At 68.6% G+C, this 16,102-nt stretch carries 15 protein-coding genes, 1 tRNA gene, 1 pseudogene and 1 riboswitch; of the genes and pseudogenes, 9 read left to right on the top strand and 8 right to left on the bottom strand.

Translation table 11 applies throughout. The features are described 5' to 3' along the window. Positions 1-188 precede the first annotated feature (188 nt). Positions 189-1,316: an alpha-hydroxy acid oxidase gene (locus tag QOZ99_RS18835; protein WP_306891532.1), complete on the bottom strand. Its 1,128-nt coding sequence runs from the start codon at positions 1,314-1,316 to the stop codon at positions 189-191. A gap of 301 nt (positions 1,317-1,617) precedes the next feature. On the opposite strand from QOZ99_RS18835, the gene QOZ99_RS18830 reads away from it, so the two are divergent. Further along, positions 1,618-2,217, top strand: a complete 600-nt coding sequence (locus tag QOZ99_RS18830; RefSeq protein WP_306891531.1) for a hypothetical protein — start codon at positions 1,618-1,620, stop codon at positions 2,215-2,217. Here the strand turns inward: QOZ99_RS18830 and QOZ99_RS18825 are convergent. Beyond that, on the bottom strand, positions 2,204-3,133 hold the full coding sequence (locus QOZ99_RS18825) for a metallophosphoesterase family protein (RefSeq protein WP_306891530.1): 930 nt from the start codon (positions 3,131-3,133) through the stop codon (positions 2,204-2,206). The genes QOZ99_RS18830 and QOZ99_RS18825 overlap by 14 nt on opposite strands. 108 nt (positions 3,134-3,241) lie before the next feature. Between QOZ99_RS18825 and QOZ99_RS18820 the strand changes: the two genes are divergently transcribed. From QOZ99_RS18820 to QOZ99_RS18810, 3 genes are all read left to right on the top strand, one after another. Further along, on the top strand, positions 3,242-3,673 hold the full coding sequence (locus QOZ99_RS18820) for an NUDIX domain-containing protein (protein WP_306891539.1): 432 nt from the start codon (positions 3,242-3,244) through the stop codon (positions 3,671-3,673). A 154-nt stretch (positions 3,674-3,827) separates the two neighbouring features. Beyond that, positions 3,828-3,904: transfer RNA gene (locus QOZ99_RS18815), tRNA-Met, on the top strand. A 321-nt stretch (positions 3,905-4,225) separates the two neighbouring features. Then, entirely contained in the window at positions 4,226-4,438 is a 213-nt protein-coding gene (locus QOZ99_RS18810; RefSeq protein ID WP_306891538.1) for a hypothetical protein, read from the top strand. 156 nt (positions 4,439-4,594) lie between these two features. Here QOZ99_RS18810 and thiC read toward each other — a convergent pair whose 3' ends face one another. Next, complete coding sequence (gene thiC, locus QOZ99_RS18805) at positions 4,595-6,451, bottom strand: phosphomethylpyrimidine synthase ThiC (RefSeq protein ID WP_306891529.1); 1,857 nt, start codon at positions 6,449-6,451, stop codon at positions 4,595-4,597. 97 nt (positions 6,452-6,548) lie between these two features. After that, positions 6,549-6,681, bottom strand: a riboswitch (TPP riboswitch). Between the two features lie 212 nt (positions 6,682-6,893). On the opposite strand from thiC, the gene QOZ99_RS18800 reads away from it, so the two are divergent. From QOZ99_RS18800 to QOZ99_RS18780, 5 genes are all read left to right on the top strand, one after another. Then, the gene (locus tag QOZ99_RS18800; RefSeq protein ID WP_306891528.1) at positions 6,894-7,598 is read left to right on the top strand and encodes an SDR family oxidoreductase; all 705 of its coding nucleotides are present in this window, start codon (positions 6,894-6,896) and stop codon (positions 7,596-7,598) included. A gap of 216 nt (positions 7,599-7,814) precedes the next feature. Then, positions 7,815-8,006 (top strand): hypothetical protein, encoded by a 192-nt coding sequence (locus tag QOZ99_RS18795; protein ID WP_306891527.1) that lies wholly within the window; start codon positions 7,815-7,817, stop codon positions 8,004-8,006. A 129-nt stretch (positions 8,007-8,135) separates the two neighbouring features. Further along, on the top strand, positions 8,136-9,053 hold the full coding sequence (locus QOZ99_RS18790) for a LysR family transcriptional regulator (protein WP_306891526.1): 918 nt from the start codon (positions 8,136-8,138) through the stop codon (positions 9,051-9,053). An 87-nt stretch (positions 9,054-9,140) separates the two neighbouring features. Further along, entirely contained in the window at positions 9,141-9,797 is a 657-nt protein-coding gene (gene purN, locus QOZ99_RS18785; protein ID WP_306891525.1) for a phosphoribosylglycinamide formyltransferase, read from the top strand. A gap of 214 nt (positions 9,798-10,011) precedes the next feature. Next, positions 10,012-11,121: a glycosyltransferase gene (locus tag QOZ99_RS18780; protein ID WP_306891524.1), complete on the top strand. Its 1,110-nt coding sequence runs from the start codon at positions 10,012-10,014 to the stop codon at positions 11,119-11,121. A 75-nt stretch (positions 11,122-11,196) separates the two neighbouring features. Here the strand turns inward: QOZ99_RS18780 and QOZ99_RS18775 are convergent, their stop codons facing one another. The 5 genes and pseudogenes from QOZ99_RS18775 to QOZ99_RS18755 all read right to left on the bottom strand — a co-directional run bounded on the left by QOZ99_RS18775 (position 11,197) and on the right by QOZ99_RS18755 (position 15,945). Next, positions 11,197-11,706: a BA14K family protein gene (locus QOZ99_RS18775; RefSeq protein WP_306891523.1), complete on the bottom strand. Its 510-nt coding sequence runs from the start codon at positions 11,704-11,706 to the stop codon at positions 11,197-11,199. 273 nt (positions 11,707-11,979) lie between these two features. After that, a complete protein-coding gene (locus QOZ99_RS18770) occupies positions 11,980-12,414 on the bottom strand; it encodes a GlcG/HbpS family heme-binding protein (protein ID WP_306891522.1) in 435 nt (144 codons plus the stop codon). A gap of 667 nt (positions 12,415-13,081) precedes the next feature. Then, positions 13,082-13,655, bottom strand: a pseudogene (locus QOZ99_RS18765) (FMN-dependent NADH-azoreductase). Positions 13,656-14,141: 486 nt separating this feature from the next. After that, positions 14,142-15,155, bottom strand: coding sequence for an amino acid ABC transporter substrate-binding protein (locus QOZ99_RS18760; protein ID WP_306891521.1), 1,014 nt, complete (start codon positions 15,153-15,155; stop codon positions 14,142-14,144). Positions 15,156-15,324: 169 nt separating this feature from the next. Further along, positions 15,325-15,945, bottom strand: coding sequence for a L,D-transpeptidase (locus QOZ99_RS18755; RefSeq protein WP_306891520.1), 621 nt, complete (start codon positions 15,943-15,945; stop codon positions 15,325-15,327). Between the last annotated feature and the right edge of the window lie 157 nt (positions 15,946-16,102).

Here is a 16,102-nt window from a genome sequence, read left to right as displayed (position 1 = left end):
GACGCTCGCTCAGCAGGAACAAATCACCCATGCCAGCCTCCTCAAGGGAGACTGTGAATCACAACTCAAGGCAGATTAATAGGTCCTGAGCCTAGCACTACCCGATCCGCCCGCGACCGAGGCCGCCGCGAACCGGTTTGCGGCGGCCTCGCGCGTTCACGCCGCCCGCCGTCGCGCGTGGCGCGCCATCATGCCTCGTCGCGCCAGATCACCCCGGGACTGATATCCGCCAGCCGGGCGCAGCCGGTCAGCGCCATGGCGATCTCCAGTTCGCAGCGTAGCAGGTGCAGAACATGGGCGACGCCGGCCGGCCCGGCCACCGCGAGCCCGTAGAGGCACGGCCGCCCCACCAGCACGGCGGCCGCGCCAAGCGCCAGCGCCTTGAGCACATCCGTACCGCGCCTCACCCCGCCATCCATCAGCACCGGCACCCGGCCGGCCACCTGCCGCACCACGCCCGGCAGCGCTTCAAGGCTCGCCGGCACGGTATCCAGCACCCGCCCGCCATGGTTGGAGACGATGAGCCCATCCGCCCCGTGCCGCAGCGCCAGTTCGGCATCCTCGGGCGCGAGGATGCCCTTGAGGAGGATCGGCAGGCGGGTGAGCCCGCGCAGCCAGGCAATATCCTCCCAACGCGCCGCGACATCGAGAAAGCCACGGAACATCAGGCTCTCGCCGAGTGCCGCCTCGGCGACGTGGCGCGTGTGCAACCCACGCAGATTCGCGTGCTGCGAGAGCTTGGGCGCGCGATAGCCGGCGCGCTGTTCACGGTTGCGCAGCGCGTGGACCGGCGCATCGACCGTCACCACCAGCGCGCCATAGCCCGCCGCCTCGGCCCGGCGCAGCAGATCGGCGGTGAAGCCGCGATCATGCTGGATATAGAGCTGGAACCAGAGCGGCGCCGCCGAATGCCGGGCGACCCCGGCAATCTCCTCCAGCGTCACATCCGCCTCCGTGCTCACCACCATGCCGGCGCGCGCGCCGCCGGCGCCGATGACGCTGGCGATCTCCGCCTCCGGCAGGGCGAGCCCGTGATGGGCGGTGGGCGCCATGAGGATGGGGTGCTCGAAGTGCTGGCCGAACAGGTCGAGCCCGGTGCCGCCGCCGCGCGCGAAATCAGCCAGCACGCGCGGGCGCAGCTTCAGCCGCTCGAACGCCGCGCGGTTCCAGCCGATGGTGATCTCATCCGCCGCGCCGCCGCTGTAATAGGCATAGGCCTCCGGCGAGAGCCGCTCGCGGGCAAACGGTTCATAATCCTCCACCGCCACCACGCCGGGCGGCACATCGAATTGTCTGGTCACGACCGCGTCGGACATCAACCCTCTCTCGCCCCGGCCCTCGCACGCCCCTGTTCGACGCTCCCGTCGCGCTTCATAGTCGCCTGAGCCGGCACGTCCAGCGCCAGCGAGGCCGCGAGCGTGCCAAGGGATCCGCCAACGGCACATTAACCGGCCTCCGCTAGGCTGGATGCGCGAACCGGCGCACGATGGGCACCACCATTCGAGCCCGCGCCGATCGGATGGCAGCGCCGTCGGATCGGGTCACGCGGTCTCTCTCTCAATCGCCTAGAGTCGGATCGACGGTGCGCGGGCCACGACACGCCCACAGGAGCGGGGGATGGACGAGAACGACCGCCTTCGCGGCGAGATGCCGCCCCCCTCGTTGCGCGAGGCGATCCGCGCCGCCCGCATCGAAGCCGCCGAACGCTCGGGCGTGATCGTGGAACTGCGCGATGCCAGCCTCGCGCGCCTCTCCATGCTCAACGAGATGCTCGACCCGATCTTCGCCGACGTGCCGCTGGAACATGCCGACCTGTTCGACCGTGGCCTGATGCCCGGCGAGACGCCGCGCCTGTTCATCGACATGGTGGCGCATGTCTGCCTCGCCCGCGACCGCCGCACCTACCGGTTCCTGCAGGACAGCCGCGCCGGACGGCGGGTGCTGGTGGAGAGCACCAACCCGCACGATGTGCTCGACGCCGTCACCCGGTATGTCGCCCGCCGTCTCATCGCCCGCGAGCAGGCCATGGTGGCGGCATTCTACCCGGCCGAGAATACGACCGATCCGCACCCCTCCCCCCATCACCCCGCGCCGCCGGCCACCGCCCCGGCCGCACGGCCCGGCCGCCTCGCCGTGTTCATCCTGGGCCTCGCCGCCGGCGTGCTCGGCGCCATCGGCGTGGCGGCGCTGCTCGGGGTCGAGGTCAGCCTCCGCTGAGCGCGGTGCTGAGCACGCGCACCGTGCGCGTCTCGACCGCCGTGTCGCCGCTCCCGAAGCCGCGCGCCTCCAGCGTGCAGCGCCAGGGAAAGCGCGCATCCTCCACCCGCTCGATCCGGTAGAGATGATAGCCGCCCGGCCAGTGCCGGTCTTCCGGCCCGGCGGCGAAGGACGGCGCCTCCACGACCGGGATCAGCCCGCCATTCGGCCCCGGCAGCATGTCCACCATCTGCACATGATCATGACCGCAGATGACGAGTTCGGCCCCGTGCCGGGCGAGCAGCTCACGCACCGAAGCGGCGTCGATCAGCCGCTTGTGGCCGGCGCGCTGGCCGCAGGGCGGATGATGGATCAGCACCACGCGAAACAGCCCTTCCGCCGCCAGCCCGTCCAGCACATGGCCGAGCCGCTCGCGCTGCGCCCGCCCCACCCGGCCGGTCGCCATGAAGGGATGGGTCGGCACCGCGGTCGACACGCCGACCAGCGCCACGCCGTTCCGCCGGCGCACGAAGGGAAAGGCGCTCTCCGCCGTGACGTCGGCATTCGCCCCGTCGCCGCGCATGTAGTCGCCCCAGTTCAGCAGCGCGTGATGCGCGGTCGATCGCATGTAGGCGTCGTGATTGCCGGGCACCACGGTCACGTCGCGACCCTCGCCCAGCGTGCGCAGGAAGTTGAGCGCGGTGACATATTCGGCGGCGAGGCCGACATTGACGAGGTCGCCCGTCACCGCGATATGGTCCGGCGCCATCGCCTTGATGTCGGCCACCAGCAGGTCGATGGTGGCGATGTTGAAACGGTGCTGCCGGCCGCGCCGCCAGTTCAGCACGCCCAGCGCCCGCTTGCCGGCAAGCTCGGCGAAGCGCGCGCGCGGCAGCGGTCCCAGATGGGCGTCGGTGAGATGGGCGAGGACAAACACGGACAACTCCCTACCAGCCCCGCCGCCTCGATGGAATCGGCTCCGGCGCGCTTGGCCGTACAAAAGCACATTGGCGCGCGCCTCATCACCCGCCTCATCACTCGCCTCATGCACCGCTGGAGCCGGCTCTCCCGCGGGATGACGCTGGGCGTGAAGGGCGTGGTGATCAATCCGGCCGGCGAGATCCTGCTGCTGCGCCACAGCTACGTTCCCGGCTGGCACCTGCCGGGTGGCGGTGTCGAGGTGGGCGAGACCGCCGGGCACGCCCTCGCCCGCGAACTCGCCGAGGAAGCCGCGTTGACTCTGACCGGCCCGCCGCGCCTGCACGGCCTGCTGCTCAATCTCAACCTCGCCCGCCGCGACCATGTGGCGGTCTTCGTGATCGAGCATTTCACGCAGGGCCGCCCGGACGTGCCGAACCGCGAGATTCGCGAGATCGGCTTCTTCGCGCCGCAGGCCCTGCCCGAAGACACCACCGGCCCGACGCGCCGGCGCATCGCCGAGGTGCTCGGCGCCGCCCCGCCAGCGGCGCATTGGTGAGGCGCAAGCCCATGCGGGGCGGCGCGCGCAGGGCCCCGCCGGCACGCTTGCCGTGGGAAAGCGTGCCGGATCCGCATCTGGCGCCTTGACACCGTCCGGCCCGGTTCCTTATATCGCGCCACTCTGCGAACCGGCCGCCGCGCCGGCTTGCCGTGGCGGGGTAGCTCAGCTGGTTAGAGCACGGGAATCATAATCCTGGGGTCGGGGGTTCAAGTCCCTCTCCCGCTACCATGGCAACCTGATCCTGCCGGCTGGGAGCCGGCAGTCGGGCTCATCGCTCCAGACAGGATCCATCGCTCCAGACATAACGGTTATGCGGCATCGGCCCGGCAGGGTTGATGGCTTGCAATTGGCAGCCCGGTCGTCGGCTCGCGTCTCGATATGGGGCCTCCAGCGCCACCCGCCCCGCCTTTATGTGCACTATTGCGCATTCAGGGTGGTGGCGGGGTGCTATGTTCGCGGCAGATCGCTGGTGTGCCCCTGGAGCCCAGCTCTGAGCCGGAGCAGCTTCCCCGGTGGCGTCGGACCCTTGTCGGACGGAGCGGAGGCTTGATGATGAACAGCAATGTGGAACATCGCGCGCGTGCCCTTTGCGCGATCGACGCCCAGATGGCGGCCGTCCCGTCGGACGAGATACCAGCCCTCGTGGAACGGCTCTGGCCGGTCGCCGCACTTGAGATGAGCGGCGGCGCGGTCGAATCCGACACGCCCCCGCCCGCCGATCTCGCCGAGCGGATGAGCGAATACCAGCGGCTGAAGCGCTGAGCCGGACGAGGCGCCCGGCCGCGGGCCAGCCTTCGCCATCACCATCGCCATGTCGGCCGACCTGTCGGCCCACCAGTCGGCCGACTGGTCGGCCGGCTGGCCCTTCCGCCCGCTCCGCCCGGGCGCGCCGCTCTCGAGGCGGCCCGGGCCGGGCTCTCACCCCGCCGGCAGATAGAGCTGCCCGGCCTCGCGGTATTTCGCCGCCATCGCCGCCATGCCCTCCTTCTGCGCTTCCGCCCTTATGTCGTGCGAGATGCGCATGGAGCAGAATTTCGGCCCGCACATCGAGCAGAAATGCGCGACCTTGTGCGCCTCCTTCGGCAGCGTCTCGTCGTGGAAGGCGCGCGCCGTCTCCGGGTCCAGCGACAGGTTGAACTGATCCTCCCAGCGGAACTCGAAGCGCGCGCGCGACAGCGCGTCGTCGCGCAGCCGCGCCGCCGGATGGCCCTTGGCGAGGTCGGCGGCATGTGCGGCGATGCGATAGGTGATGACGCCGGTCTTCACATCATCGCGATCGGGCAGGCCGAGATGCTCCTTCGGCGTGACGTAGCAGAGCATCGCCGTGCCGAACCAGCCGATCATCGCCGCGCCGATGCCGGAGGTGATGTGGTCATAGCCCGGCGCGATGTCGGTGGTCAGCGGCCCGAGCGTGTAGAACGGCGCTTCGCCGCAGATGGCCAGCTGCTTGTCCATGTTGGCCTTTATCTTGTGCATCGGCACATGGCCGGGCCCCTCGATCATCACCTGACAATCCTTGGCCCACGCGATCCGCGTCAGTTCGCCCAGAGTCTCCAGCTCGGCGAACTGCGCGGCGTCATTGGCATCGGCGATGGAGCCGGGGCGAAGCCCGTCGCCCAGCGAGAACGAGACGTCATAGGCGCGGCAGATGTCGCAAATCTCCGCGAAATGCTCGTAGAGGAAGCTCTCGCGGTGATGGGCGAGGCACCACTTCGCCATGATCGAGCCGCCGCGCGAGACGATGCCGGTCACGCGATCCACCGTGAGCGGGATATAGGCGAGCCGCACCCCGGCATGGATGGTGAAATAGTCCACGCCCTGCTCGGCCTGCTCGATGAGCGTGTCGCGGAACACCTCCCAGGTGAGATCCTCGGCGATGCCGCCGACCTTCTCCAGCGCCTGGTAGAGCGGCACGGTGCCGATCGGCACCGGGGAATTGCGCAGGATCCAGTCGCGGATGTTGTGGATATTGCGCCCGGTGGAAAGGTCCATCACCGTGTCGGCGCCCCAGCGGATCGCCCACACCATCTTCTCCACCTCTTCCGCCATGGAGGAGGTGACGGCGGAATTGCCGATATTGGCGTTGATCTTGACGAGGAAGTTGCGGCCGATCGCCATCGGCTCGGCCTCGGGGTGATTGATATTGGCGGGAATGATCGCCCGCCCGCGCGCCACCTCCTCGCGCACGAATTCCGGCGTCACGAAATCGGGGATCGCCGCGCCGAAGCTCTCGCCGTCGCGCGTCCGCGCGCCCTGCATGTGCTGGCGCCCGAGATTCTCGCGGATGGCGACGAACTCCATTTCCGGCGTGATGATGCCGGCACGGGCATAGGCGAGCTGCGTCACCGCCCGCCCGCCGGTCGCCCGCAAGGGCCGATGGCGCACCGGGAAGGCCGGGGTCAGCCGCTCCGCCGAGACGAAGCCGTTATCCGCCGGCTTCACCTCGCGCCCCTCATGGGCGGCGACATCGCCCCGCGCCGTGATCCACCCGGCGCGCAGACGCGGCAGGCCCTGCTCCAGCACGATGCGGGCGGACGGATCGGTATAGGGGCCGGAGGCGTCATACACCGTCACCGGCGGCTCCCCGGCGCTCGCATGCAGCGCGATCTCGCGCATCGGCACGCGGATGTCGGGGTGCAGCGCACCGGGCTTGAACACCTTGGTGGAAGCGGGCAGCGGCCCGGTGGTGACGGTCGGGGGCGGCGCGACCGTCGTCTCAGGTGTCGTGATCTTAAGGGTCGTGGTCTCAAGGGTCGTGGTCTCAAGGGTCGTCATGGGTCGAGGCTCCTCGCGAAACGCATGGAGACCCAGCTCTGACGGGAAGATGTTGGGAGGACTCCCCGCTCATGGGGGAGAACAGGTCGCGCTCACGCACGACGTACCCGCACCGTCCCTACGCCAGTATGAACTGGATCAGGTTCAACGGGTCACTGCGCCGCGACGCCCCTGAGGGAGCGCACCTGGCAGTATCTCAGCCCCGTGTCGGGACCCCCCTGGTGAATGCGCGAAGCCTGCGCACCGGCGCGCGCCTTGTCAAGCCGGGGTCGAGCCCACCGAGGCAGCGGGCCGACGCGCGCGCCATGGGGACGCACGGGCCAGGCGAAGCACGCGCCATCGGGGAAAGCGCGCGCCGCCGTGCCATCCCGGTTTCTATCCGTCCGGAACCGGCGTAGGAAAACCGCTGAAAGCGTGTTTCCAGGGTTCAGAAGAGGCCGAAATGTCGATCGAAAAAGTGGCGTTGATCACCGCAGGCGGCAGCGGCATGGGCGCGGCAGCGGCGCGCCGGCTGGCGGCGGACGGCTTCAAGGTCGCCATCCTTTCCTCCTCCGGCAAGGGCGAGGCGCTGGCCGAGGAACTGGGCGGCCACGGTGTGACCGGCTCCAACCAGTCCAACGAGGACCTCCAGCGCCTGGTCGACGGCACGCTGGCGCGCTGGGGACGCATCGACGTGCTGGTGAACAGCGCCGGCCACGGCCCGCGCGCCCAGATCATCGAGATCACCGATGAGGACTGGCACAAGGGGCTCGACACCTATCTCATGAACGTCATCCGTGCCACCCGACTGGTCGCGCCGGTCATGCAGGGCCAGAAGTCGGGCGCGATCATCAATATCTCGACCGCCTGGGCCTTCGAGCCGAGCGCCCTGTTCCCCACCTCCGCCGTGTTCCGCGCCGGGCTGGCCGCCTATGCCAAGGTCTTTGCCGACACTTATGCGCCCGACAACGTGCGGATGAACAACGTTCTCCCCGGCTGGATCGACAGCCTGCCCGCCACCGAGGAGCGACGCTCCAGCGTGCCGCTGCAGCGCTATGGGACGAGCGAGGAAATCGCCGCCACCATCGCCTTCCTCGCCTCGGACGGGGCGGGCTACATTACCGGCCAGAACCTCCGCGTCGACGGCGGCCTTACCCGCTCGGTGTGAGCGCCCATCCGGCACCGGCGCGGTCCATCCACATGCGAGGACGGCCCTTTTACCGCTTCGCATGGAAAAAACCGGCCGCGCCTATGCAACGGATCGCATTGCGCTCAAGCTGCAACGATCAAGCTGCGGCGCGGCGGCGGTTCCGACCTGACGCGCCGCGGGACAGGTAACGGACCGGTGCCGCGTATCGCATCGGCCGCACAGAAGGACATTCCCATGCCGAACGCCGCAACGCTTATCGAGCTCGATGAACGCATCGCCATCCTGCGCGCCAACCTCTCGGAACTCACCGAGCAGGCCGCCGCCTATTCCGGCGCCGCCGACGAGGATCGCGCCGCCGATCGCATCGCCGCACAGCAGGCGCAGCTCGACGAACTGGTGAAACAGCGCGAGCAGCTGGCGCGCTGACCCCACGCCTCCTCCGGGCGGCCGCCACGCGCCGCGGAGCGGGCGCGAAGGTCCTGCCGCCGCGCGGCTTGATGTTCATCGCGTTTGTCGCATTATCTGTGAAGTCATTTCACAGCGATGGTCGGCCCGATGGATAATCGCGTAGGCGAGATGCAGGTCTTCCTGCGGGTGGTCGAGGTTGGCAATTTTTCCGAGGCCGCCCGCCTTCTGATGATGACGCCGTCCACGGTGAGCAAGCTCATCGGGCGCATCGAGACCCGGCTCGGCGTGCGCCTGCTGGAGCGCTCCACACGCCGCCTGTCGCTCACCACGGAGGGGCAGATCTATTACGAGAAAAGCCTCGCCCTGATCGGTGATCTCGACGAACTGGAAAAGAACCTGTCGCGCGGCGCGGCCACGGCCGGCGGCACGATACGGGTGAACGTCTCGGTGGCCTTCGGGGTTCTGGGTCTGGAGCCGCTGCTGCCCGCCTTCTGGGAGGCCCATCCCAACATCGTGGTCGACGTCTCGCTCTCGGACGAGATCATCGACCTCTATCTCGACCGCACCGACATTGCCTTCCGCGTGGGCCCGCTGCAGGATTCCACCATGATCGCGCGCCGGATCGGCGCCGCCCGACGCAAGATCGTCGCATCACCCGATTATCTGCGTCGCCATGGCGAGCCGAGGACGATCGACGAACTCGCCCACCATAATTGCCTCGGCTTCAATTTCCGTCGCAGCACGCCGGTCTGGCCGTTGAAAGAGAGCGGGCGCATCGTGGACCGCGCCGTCAGCGGCTCGCTTCTGGCCAATAATGGCGAGACCGTCCGGCGCATGGCGGTCGCCGGCGTCGGGCTGGCGCGGCTCGGTGACTATCACGCGCGCCCTGATATCATCGCCGGCCGTCTGGTCGAGGTGCTGTCCGAGGCAATGGGAGGCGATGACGAACCGATTCACGCGCTTTATCTCGGCGGGCCGCGCCTGCCGCACCGCGTGCGGATCTTCCTCGATTTCATCTGCCCGCGAATGCAGGCCTTTCTGGAGGACGGGGCGGACGGCGCGTGAACCGCCGACCGGGATATCGGCTTGAGGTTCCGTCCCGGCTGATGCATTCCAGACCGGCAGGCTGAAGAACCGGGCAGGTATGTGAACATGCGTGTTGCCATCGTCGCGTCGACATCGGGGTCGGTCTACCGGTTCGCGAGCCGGGTTCCGTTCGTGCGGGAGCAGATCGCGCTGGTCGTCTCCGATCGCGAGTGCGGCGCCCTCGCGGCGGCCCGGCAGTTGGGCCATCCCACGGTGATCCTTCCCCATGCGGGCGGACTGGCCTTTTCCGATGCGCTGCGCGAACTGGCGGACGCGCAGGGCATCGACCTGATCGTCAGCTTCTACACCCGCCTGTTTCACGGCCCGCTGCTCGATGCCTATGAGGGGCGGCTCATCAATTTCCATCCCTCCATCCTGCCCGCCTGCCCGGGACGGGACGGGTTCGGCGACACGATCCGCGCCGGCACGCGGTTCATCGGCAGCACCGTGCACCTGGTCGATACCGGCATGGATACCGGCCGACCGCTGATCCAGGCCAGCGCGCCCAATGATCCGGCCCTGCCGCTGGCCGAGCGGCGCCACCGTGTATTCGTGCAGCAATGCCGATCGCTGGTACAGGTGATCCGCTGGTATGCGGACGGCCGGGTGCGGCTGGATGCGCAGGGTGTGAACGTTGCCGATACGCGTTTCGATCTGGCGGAATTCGTGCCGAACCTCGACTGCATAGAAGCGATCGCGTTTGACGCGCCCTTTCCCGGTTGATCCCGACGAGTGAATTCAAGGTTCAAGACATGCCCGCCCGCTGAGGACACATTCGGAAATATCGCTGGATGCGCGTACTCTAGATCGGAAAACTTCCATTCTGCAGGCAATAGCTTCACCGAGTCGGTTTACTCATTGAATTGCCCATATCACCAGTATAGTCCCAGCCCGCCTGCGGCACGGCTATGCCCGGTCGGGGGAGGAGTGCGGGTCAATGCAGATGAGATGGCCGTTCGCCGGAAGGTCGGCTCGCCAGCCCGACGTGCTGTTCGTCGATGACGCGGTTCCCGATGTGCGGGCGGGGGCGGGTCAGCCGCGGGCGGCGCTGATCGTCGCCCTGCTCGCCCGCTCGGGCGCGCAGGTGCGGGTGCTGGCGGCCTCGGGGGCGACTCCGAACGGCGACTCCTCGCGCGAGGGGAGGCAAGCTTACGCCAACAGCCTTGAAAGGTCATTTCGCGAGCAGGCCCGCCAGGCCGACATGGTGATCATTTCGCGCCCCCACAACATGGCCCGGTTCCTGCCGCTCTGGAATGCGCGCCGGCGCCCGCGGGCGCGGCTGGTCTATGATGCGGAAGCCTTGTTCTCCAGCCGCGAGCGGATCCGGCGCAAGGTGCTCGGCCTTGCCGACGGCCCCGATCTCGACGAGGAGATGAGCCGGGAGCTGGCGCTGGTGCGCCATGCCGATGTCGTGCTGGCGGTCAACTGGCAGGAGGCGGCGATCTTCCGCAATGCCGGCCACAAGGACGTGCGCGTTCTTGGCTATGCATCAACCTACCGGGCGACGCCTCCAAGCTTCCACGCACGCAGCGGCTTCCTGTTCGTCGGCCCCATCTACGATCCGTCAACCCCCAACGGCGACAGTATCCGCTTCTTCAGCGAGCACGTATGGCCCTCGGTGCGTCGCGCCCTTCCCGAGGCGGGGTTGACGCTGGCAGGGCGCGCCCATGCCGACATTCCCACCAATGACGATGGGGTGGTGAAGCTCGGCGCGCTCGATGACCTCTCCAGCGTCTACCGGGAGGCACGGGTCTTCGTGGCACCCACACGCTTCGCCGCCGGCATACCGCTGAAGGTGCTCGACGCCGCCTCTGCCGGCGTGCCGATCGTCATGACCTCGTTGCTCGCCGAACAGCTCGGCTGGCAGGACGGCGTCGAGGCACTGGTGGCGGATGCTCCGGAGGATATCGCGCGGGCCTGCATCCGCCTCCATGGCAGCGAGCCCTTGTGGACCTCCATCCGCGCGAAGGCGCTGCAGCGGGTTGAGGCAAGCCACAGCGCCGAAGGAATAGGTCAGACCGTGCACGACCTGCTGCGGGCGATCTGACCGCGGCAGGTCGTGCACCGCCCGGCAGGCCGGGCCCGGCGAACCGGGCCCGTTCCGCGCGCCGTTCAGGAAGCGTCAGCCATAGGGCGACACGCATTGCTGGCGCGGGCCGTTATAGGGCTGGAAGCTGTTATCCGAGGCGCGATAGGAGCGATACTGGCTCGCGCACCACTGGTAGTGAGCATTGCCGGCGGGCGCGACCTGACGTGGCGCCGGCTGGGCGGCGATGGCGCCGCCGATCAACGCGCCAGCGGCAAAGGCCCCGGCGGGGAACCACCAGCCATTATACTGGCGATAGCCGGGCCGGGCATAATTGTAGCCGCGATGGCCGTTATAATAATAGTTGCCCCTATTGTTGTAGAAGCCCTGCCGGTAACCCTGCCTCTGGCCCTGGCGATACCCCTGCCGATAGGCCGGGCGGGACTGATAGCCGGGGCGATATTGAACGCTCTCGACCATCGGCGCGGGGATCGCGATTGCGCTCGCGCTCACCGGAGCCGACAGCGCGGGAAACGCGCTTGTGGCCATCAGGGCGGCCGCCGCCGTCATCACCATGACCGTCTTCTTCATCGGGCTCTTCGTCATCGGCACATCCTCCAGGATACGGTCCAAACCGACCCCACCGGCGGCGGGAGCCGTCGGCAAGCGCGTGGGTCGGGCCGGGGGCCCCTCCTGGAAGGCATCGTACGCCCTGACGGGCGCGATGCCGGATGATCCATCCTTCCGGGAGGCGCAGGGGTCATAGATTGCCGTCCGGATGGACGGGCTGAACCCAGGGGAAACGCAATAGGGCGCCCGACGTTCCCGCCGCGCGCCCTCACGATTTCGTTGGGGAAGAAGACCGGGAGGGAAAACCGATCAGTCGGTGCCGGGATCGGCCTTGAAGCCCGCGGCCTCGATGCCGGCCATGGCCGCCGCCTCGTCATTGTCCGAGGTGTCGCCGGAAATGCCGACCGCGCCGATGACCTCGCCGGCATCGTCGCGGATCAGCACGCCGCCGGGCACCGGCACCAGGGCGCCATCCACCACATGGCTTACCGCCGCCACGAAGAACGCCTGTTCCTTGGCCCGCTTGTGGATGGAGCGGGAGCCCATGCCGAGCGAGAGCCCGCCATAGGCCTTGCCATGGGCGACCTCAAACCGCTTGAGGCTGGTGCCGTCCTCGGCGGCGGAGGCCTTCACCGCCCCGCGCGCATCCAGCACCACCACCGCCATCGGCTTGAAGCTGCCCTTGCGGCTGTGGTCGAGCGCGGTGGTGAGAATGGTCTGCGCGGCTTTCAGGCTGAGCGTCATGGGCGTTAACTCTCGCTGGCGGCCAGGCCGTTCGAGGCTGAGCCCGTGCCGCGGATCAAGTCGATGAGCCTTCCGATAAGCGTCTCGAACAACAGGATCAAGGCCGGCGTGGCGATGGCACCGCGATCAAGCCTGTGCGGCATGAACGCGGGGATGCGGAACGGGCTCCGACAATGGCGGCGAAGATGATTCCGGCGATGATTCGGGAACCTTGCCAATATTGCGCGACCGGACACTCTGGAGACGAATCAGGTCGCAGGCGCCCCGCAGGGGGTGCGACCCGTCTGGAGGGGTCACCGCATGCGTTGTCGGGTAGGGCCATCATTCCCCGTCGCGGCCTGCGCGACAGGCTTACGCGCGGCGCCCTCGAGACCGGCGACAAGATCTCCGAACCCGGCGCCGCGCACCCGGTTCGGCATCTCCCGCACGCCGCTGCGCGAGGCGATGAAGGTACTGGCCACTGAGGGGTCGGTCATCCTCTCGCTCACTCGCGGCGCCAGCGTCGCACCCGAGGAGGTGAACGAGTTGTTGCCCATCATCGCAGCGATGGAGGCGCTGGCCGGAGAGGAGGCCTGCCAGCACGGGCGATGGCGAAAGCGCCAGGGTGCAGGCAGGCATCGCTCATCGCCACTGGCCCGAGCCGGGCGTCCGCGTGTCCCGCCCTCGATCAGGCCGCGTGCAATTCGCCCGCGCGGACCAGCGCGCCGTTCAGCGCTGCGTCGCGCCGGCCCCGCGCGATGCCGTCGGCGCGGATGAATTCCGGCGCGATGCCGATGAAGCCGAAAATCCATGTCAGATAGGTCTCGGCATGCTCGGCCGCCTGCACGAAGGCCGGATCCTCGAGCACCCCGCCGCGCGACAGCGCCACGATCACCCGCTTGGCCCCCTTGAGCCCCCTTGAGCCCCTTCACCGTGCCATCCTCGCCATAGGCGAAGGTCTTGCCGGGCACGGGAATGCGGTCGATCCAGGCGCGCAGCTGGGTGGGGATGGAGAAATTGTACATCGGCGCGCCGATGACGACGATGTCCGCGGCGAGAAACGCGTCCAGCGCCTGCTGGCTCGCCTCGTCGCCCTTGCCGCCCGACAGCGGATGGTCCGCCGGCATGCTGGCCGGGGTGGCGTGCGGCAGCGGATCGGCGGCGAGGTCGCGATAGACCGCGCCAGGCGAGGGATCGAGCGCGGTCAGGCGCGCCACGATGGCCGCCGTAACCTGCCGGCTCACCGAATGCGGGCCGAGGATGGGAGGCCTCCGTAGCGCGAGCCACGGGCCGCGCGGCGTGTGAAGGCGGCGCGCCTTGCCTGACTCACTTCCGCAGCCCCTGCCCGCAAGGGCTTGAGGTGATTCCGGTTTTCGCAAAGGCAGCGCTCCGCGCGCGCGCCAAGCCCTCGGGCGCCCTCCCGATGTGACGTGGCAAAGCCCTCCCGCAAGTGATTGGCAGGACTCGCCGGACGGCCGGCGCGTGGCGGGATTCGCGGCGGCAGAGCCCGCCATCACGTGGATGGCCCACCTCCCCTCTCCCCTCTCCCATCGACGCGTGCGATCGGCCGGCAGCGTTCTCTGTGCCGGCCACCGCCGTGGTGGCGGCAAGGTCTCCCGGCGAGCCCGTCCGGCCGGATTTTGTCCGCGGCCTATAGCTGCGGCGAGCACGTCCCGCCGGGGAAAACAGAAAAGCCGGCACTCCCGCCCCCGGGGTGCCGGCTTTCTGCCGTCAGCCGTGCCGGCCGCTCAGCGGATCGGCGGCGCGTACTGGATGCCGCCGACGCTCCACAGCTGGTTGATACCGCGCGGAATGCCGAGCTTGGAGTTCGCGCCGATATTGCGCTCGAACACCTCGCCGTAGTTGCCGACACTCTTCACGATGCGCACCGCCCAGTCCTTGCCGAGGCCCAGCTGCTCGCCGTAATTGCCTTCCGTGCCGACAAAGCGCTTCACGTCCGGCTTCTCCGAAGCCAGCGCCTGGTCGAGGGTCGCCGTGCTGATGCCGAGTTCCTCGGCGTTCAGCAGCGCGAAGAAGCTCCACTTGACCACGTTCAGCCAGCGATCATCGCCCTGCCGCACCACCGGGCCGAGCGGCTCCTTGGAGATGACGTCGGGCAGCACGATGTGATCGGCCGGCTTGGCCAGCTTCAGGCGCAGCGCATAGAGCTGCGACACATCGGTGGTGATCACGTCGCACTTGCCGTCGGCATAGGATTTGACGACATCGTCGACGCTCGGCAGCTCGATCATCTCCAACTGCAGATTGTTCTGCCGGGCGTAGTCGCGCGCGTTCAGCACGCTGGTGGTGCCGGCCTGCACGCAGACCTTCGCGCTGCCCAGTTCCAGCGCGCCGTTGATGTTGCGGGCGATCGGCACGAGGAAGCCCTGCCCGTCATAATAGGAGACGCCGGCGAAGATCAGCTTGAGATCGGCCTCGCGCGACAGCGTCCAGGTGGAGTTGCGCGAGAGCAGATCGATCTCGCCCTTCTGCAGCGCCGGGAAGCGCGCCTCGGCCGAGAGCGGCACATACTCCACCTTGCCGGCATCGCCGAGCACCGCCGCGGCCACGGCCCGGCACATGTCGACGTCGAAGCCGGTCCACTGGCCCTTGTCGTCCTTCGCCGAGAAGCCATCCAGCCCCTGGTTGACGCCGCATTTCAGCGTGCCGCGAGCCTTCACCTCGGACAGCGTGTCCGCCTGCGCGAGCGAGGCGGACATCAGGGCGCCGGCAACCGCCAGCGCGAAAGCAAACTTTTTCATGTTTCCCCCAGTCGAGCCCGGATCACGTGTCCCGCCATTGGCACCGTGCCCCGGATGTGCAGACCCCTGCCCCGGCGCAGACCCGTGTCCCATTCCCTCGTTTCGCGATCGCCATCAACCTGCCGGCCGAACCGGCGGTGCAGCGGCGATCGCAGCGCCGTGCCCGGCGTCAGAGCGCCGGCGCCTGGCGGATGATGACCTTGGTGCCCACCGGCACGCGGCTGAACAGGTCCGCCACGTCCGAATTGACCAGCCGGAAGCAGCCCGACGATACCGCCATGCCGATGGTGCTGGGCATGTTGGTGCCGTGGATGCGATAGACGGTCTGGCCGAGATACAGCGCTGCCGCGCCCATCGGGTTGCCCGGACCGCCCGCCATCCAGCGCGGCAGATAGGGCTGGCGCTCGATCATTTCCGGCGGCGGCGTCCAGTCCGGCCACTCCGCCTTGCGGCTCACCTTCTGCAGGCCGGCCCACTGGAAACCGTCGCGGCCGACGCCGATGCCGTAGCGCAGCGCGCGGTTGTCGCCCATCACGAGATAGAGGAAGCGCTCATCGGTGTGGATGATGATGGTGCCCGGCGGCTCGGTGGTGCGGAAATAGACCGGCTGGCGGCGATATGCCGGATCCAGCTGCTCCTCGTCCGGCGACGGGACATAGCCCGGCTTCTCCGGAACATCGACGATTCCCGCGCTGCCCACGCCCGCCGCGGGCCGCATCTGGGCATTCGCCGCGGACAGGGAAAGCCCGGCCATGACGGCCAGTGCGATCCCGAAGACGCTCAGACGCATTCTCGTTCCCTCTCAAGGCCCCGCGCCGGCCGCCGGTCTGCCACCGCGCCCGGCCGGAAGTGAATCCGAGGGGACGCGCGGGCGCCAGCGATCGGGCGCGATTCAGACAGTCGCTCCCGGAGCCCGATCGAACGGGGGAAATGCCCGTAAGTCAATC

Source organism: Ancylobacter amanitiformis (genome assembly GCF_030814815.1).
GTDB classification, from domain to species: domain Bacteria; phylum Pseudomonadota; class Alphaproteobacteria; order Rhizobiales; family Xanthobacteraceae; genus Ancylobacter; species Ancylobacter amanitiformis.
The sequence above is the reverse complement of the archived record's forward strand: the minus strand, read 5'-3'. Positions and strand labels throughout refer to the sequence as shown.

Coding starts and splice junctions, on each gene's coding strand:
- QOZ99_RS18835 (WP_306891532.1), bottom strand. CDS start 1,316: ATGTCCGACGCGGTCGTGACCAGACAATTCGATGTGCCGCCCGGCGTG.
- QOZ99_RS18830 (WP_306891531.1), top strand. CDS start 1,618: ATGGACGAGAACGACCGCCTTCGCGGCGAGATGCCGCCCCCCTCGTTG.
- QOZ99_RS18820 (WP_306891539.1), top strand. CDS start 3,242: ATGCACCGCTGGAGCCGGCTCTCCCGCGGGATGACGCTGGGCGTGAAG.
- QOZ99_RS18810 (WP_306891538.1), top strand. CDS start 4,226: ATGATGAACAGCAATGTGGAACATCGCGCGCGTGCCCTTTGCGCGATC.
- thiC (WP_306891529.1), bottom strand. CDS start 6,451: ATGACGACCCTTGAGACCACGACCCTTGAGACCACGACCCTTAAGATC.
- QOZ99_RS18800 (WP_306891528.1), top strand. CDS start 6,894: ATGTCGATCGAAAAAGTGGCGTTGATCACCGCAGGCGGCAGCGGCATG.
- QOZ99_RS18795 (WP_306891527.1), top strand. CDS start 7,815: ATGCCGAACGCCGCAACGCTTATCGAGCTCGATGAACGCATCGCCATC.
- QOZ99_RS18790 (WP_306891526.1), top strand. CDS start 8,136: ATGGATAATCGCGTAGGCGAGATGCAGGTCTTCCTGCGGGTGGTCGAG.
- purN (WP_306891525.1), top strand. CDS start 9,141: ATGCGTGTTGCCATCGTCGCGTCGACATCGGGGTCGGTCTACCGGTTC.
- QOZ99_RS18780 (WP_306891524.1), top strand. CDS start 10,012: ATGCAGATGAGATGGCCGTTCGCCGGAAGGTCGGCTCGCCAGCCCGAC.
- QOZ99_RS18775 (WP_306891523.1), bottom strand. CDS start 11,706: ATGACGAAGAGCCCGATGAAGAAGACGGTCATGGTGATGACGGCGGCG.
- QOZ99_RS18770 (WP_306891522.1), bottom strand. CDS start 12,414: ATGACGCTCAGCCTGAAAGCCGCGCAGACCATTCTCACCACCGCGCTC.
- QOZ99_RS18760 (WP_306891521.1), bottom strand. CDS start 15,155: ATGAAAAAGTTTGCTTTCGCGCTGGCGGTTGCCGGCGCCCTGATGTCC.
- QOZ99_RS18755 (WP_306891520.1), bottom strand. CDS start 15,945: ATGCGTCTGAGCGTCTTCGGGATCGCACTGGCCGTCATGGCCGGGCTT.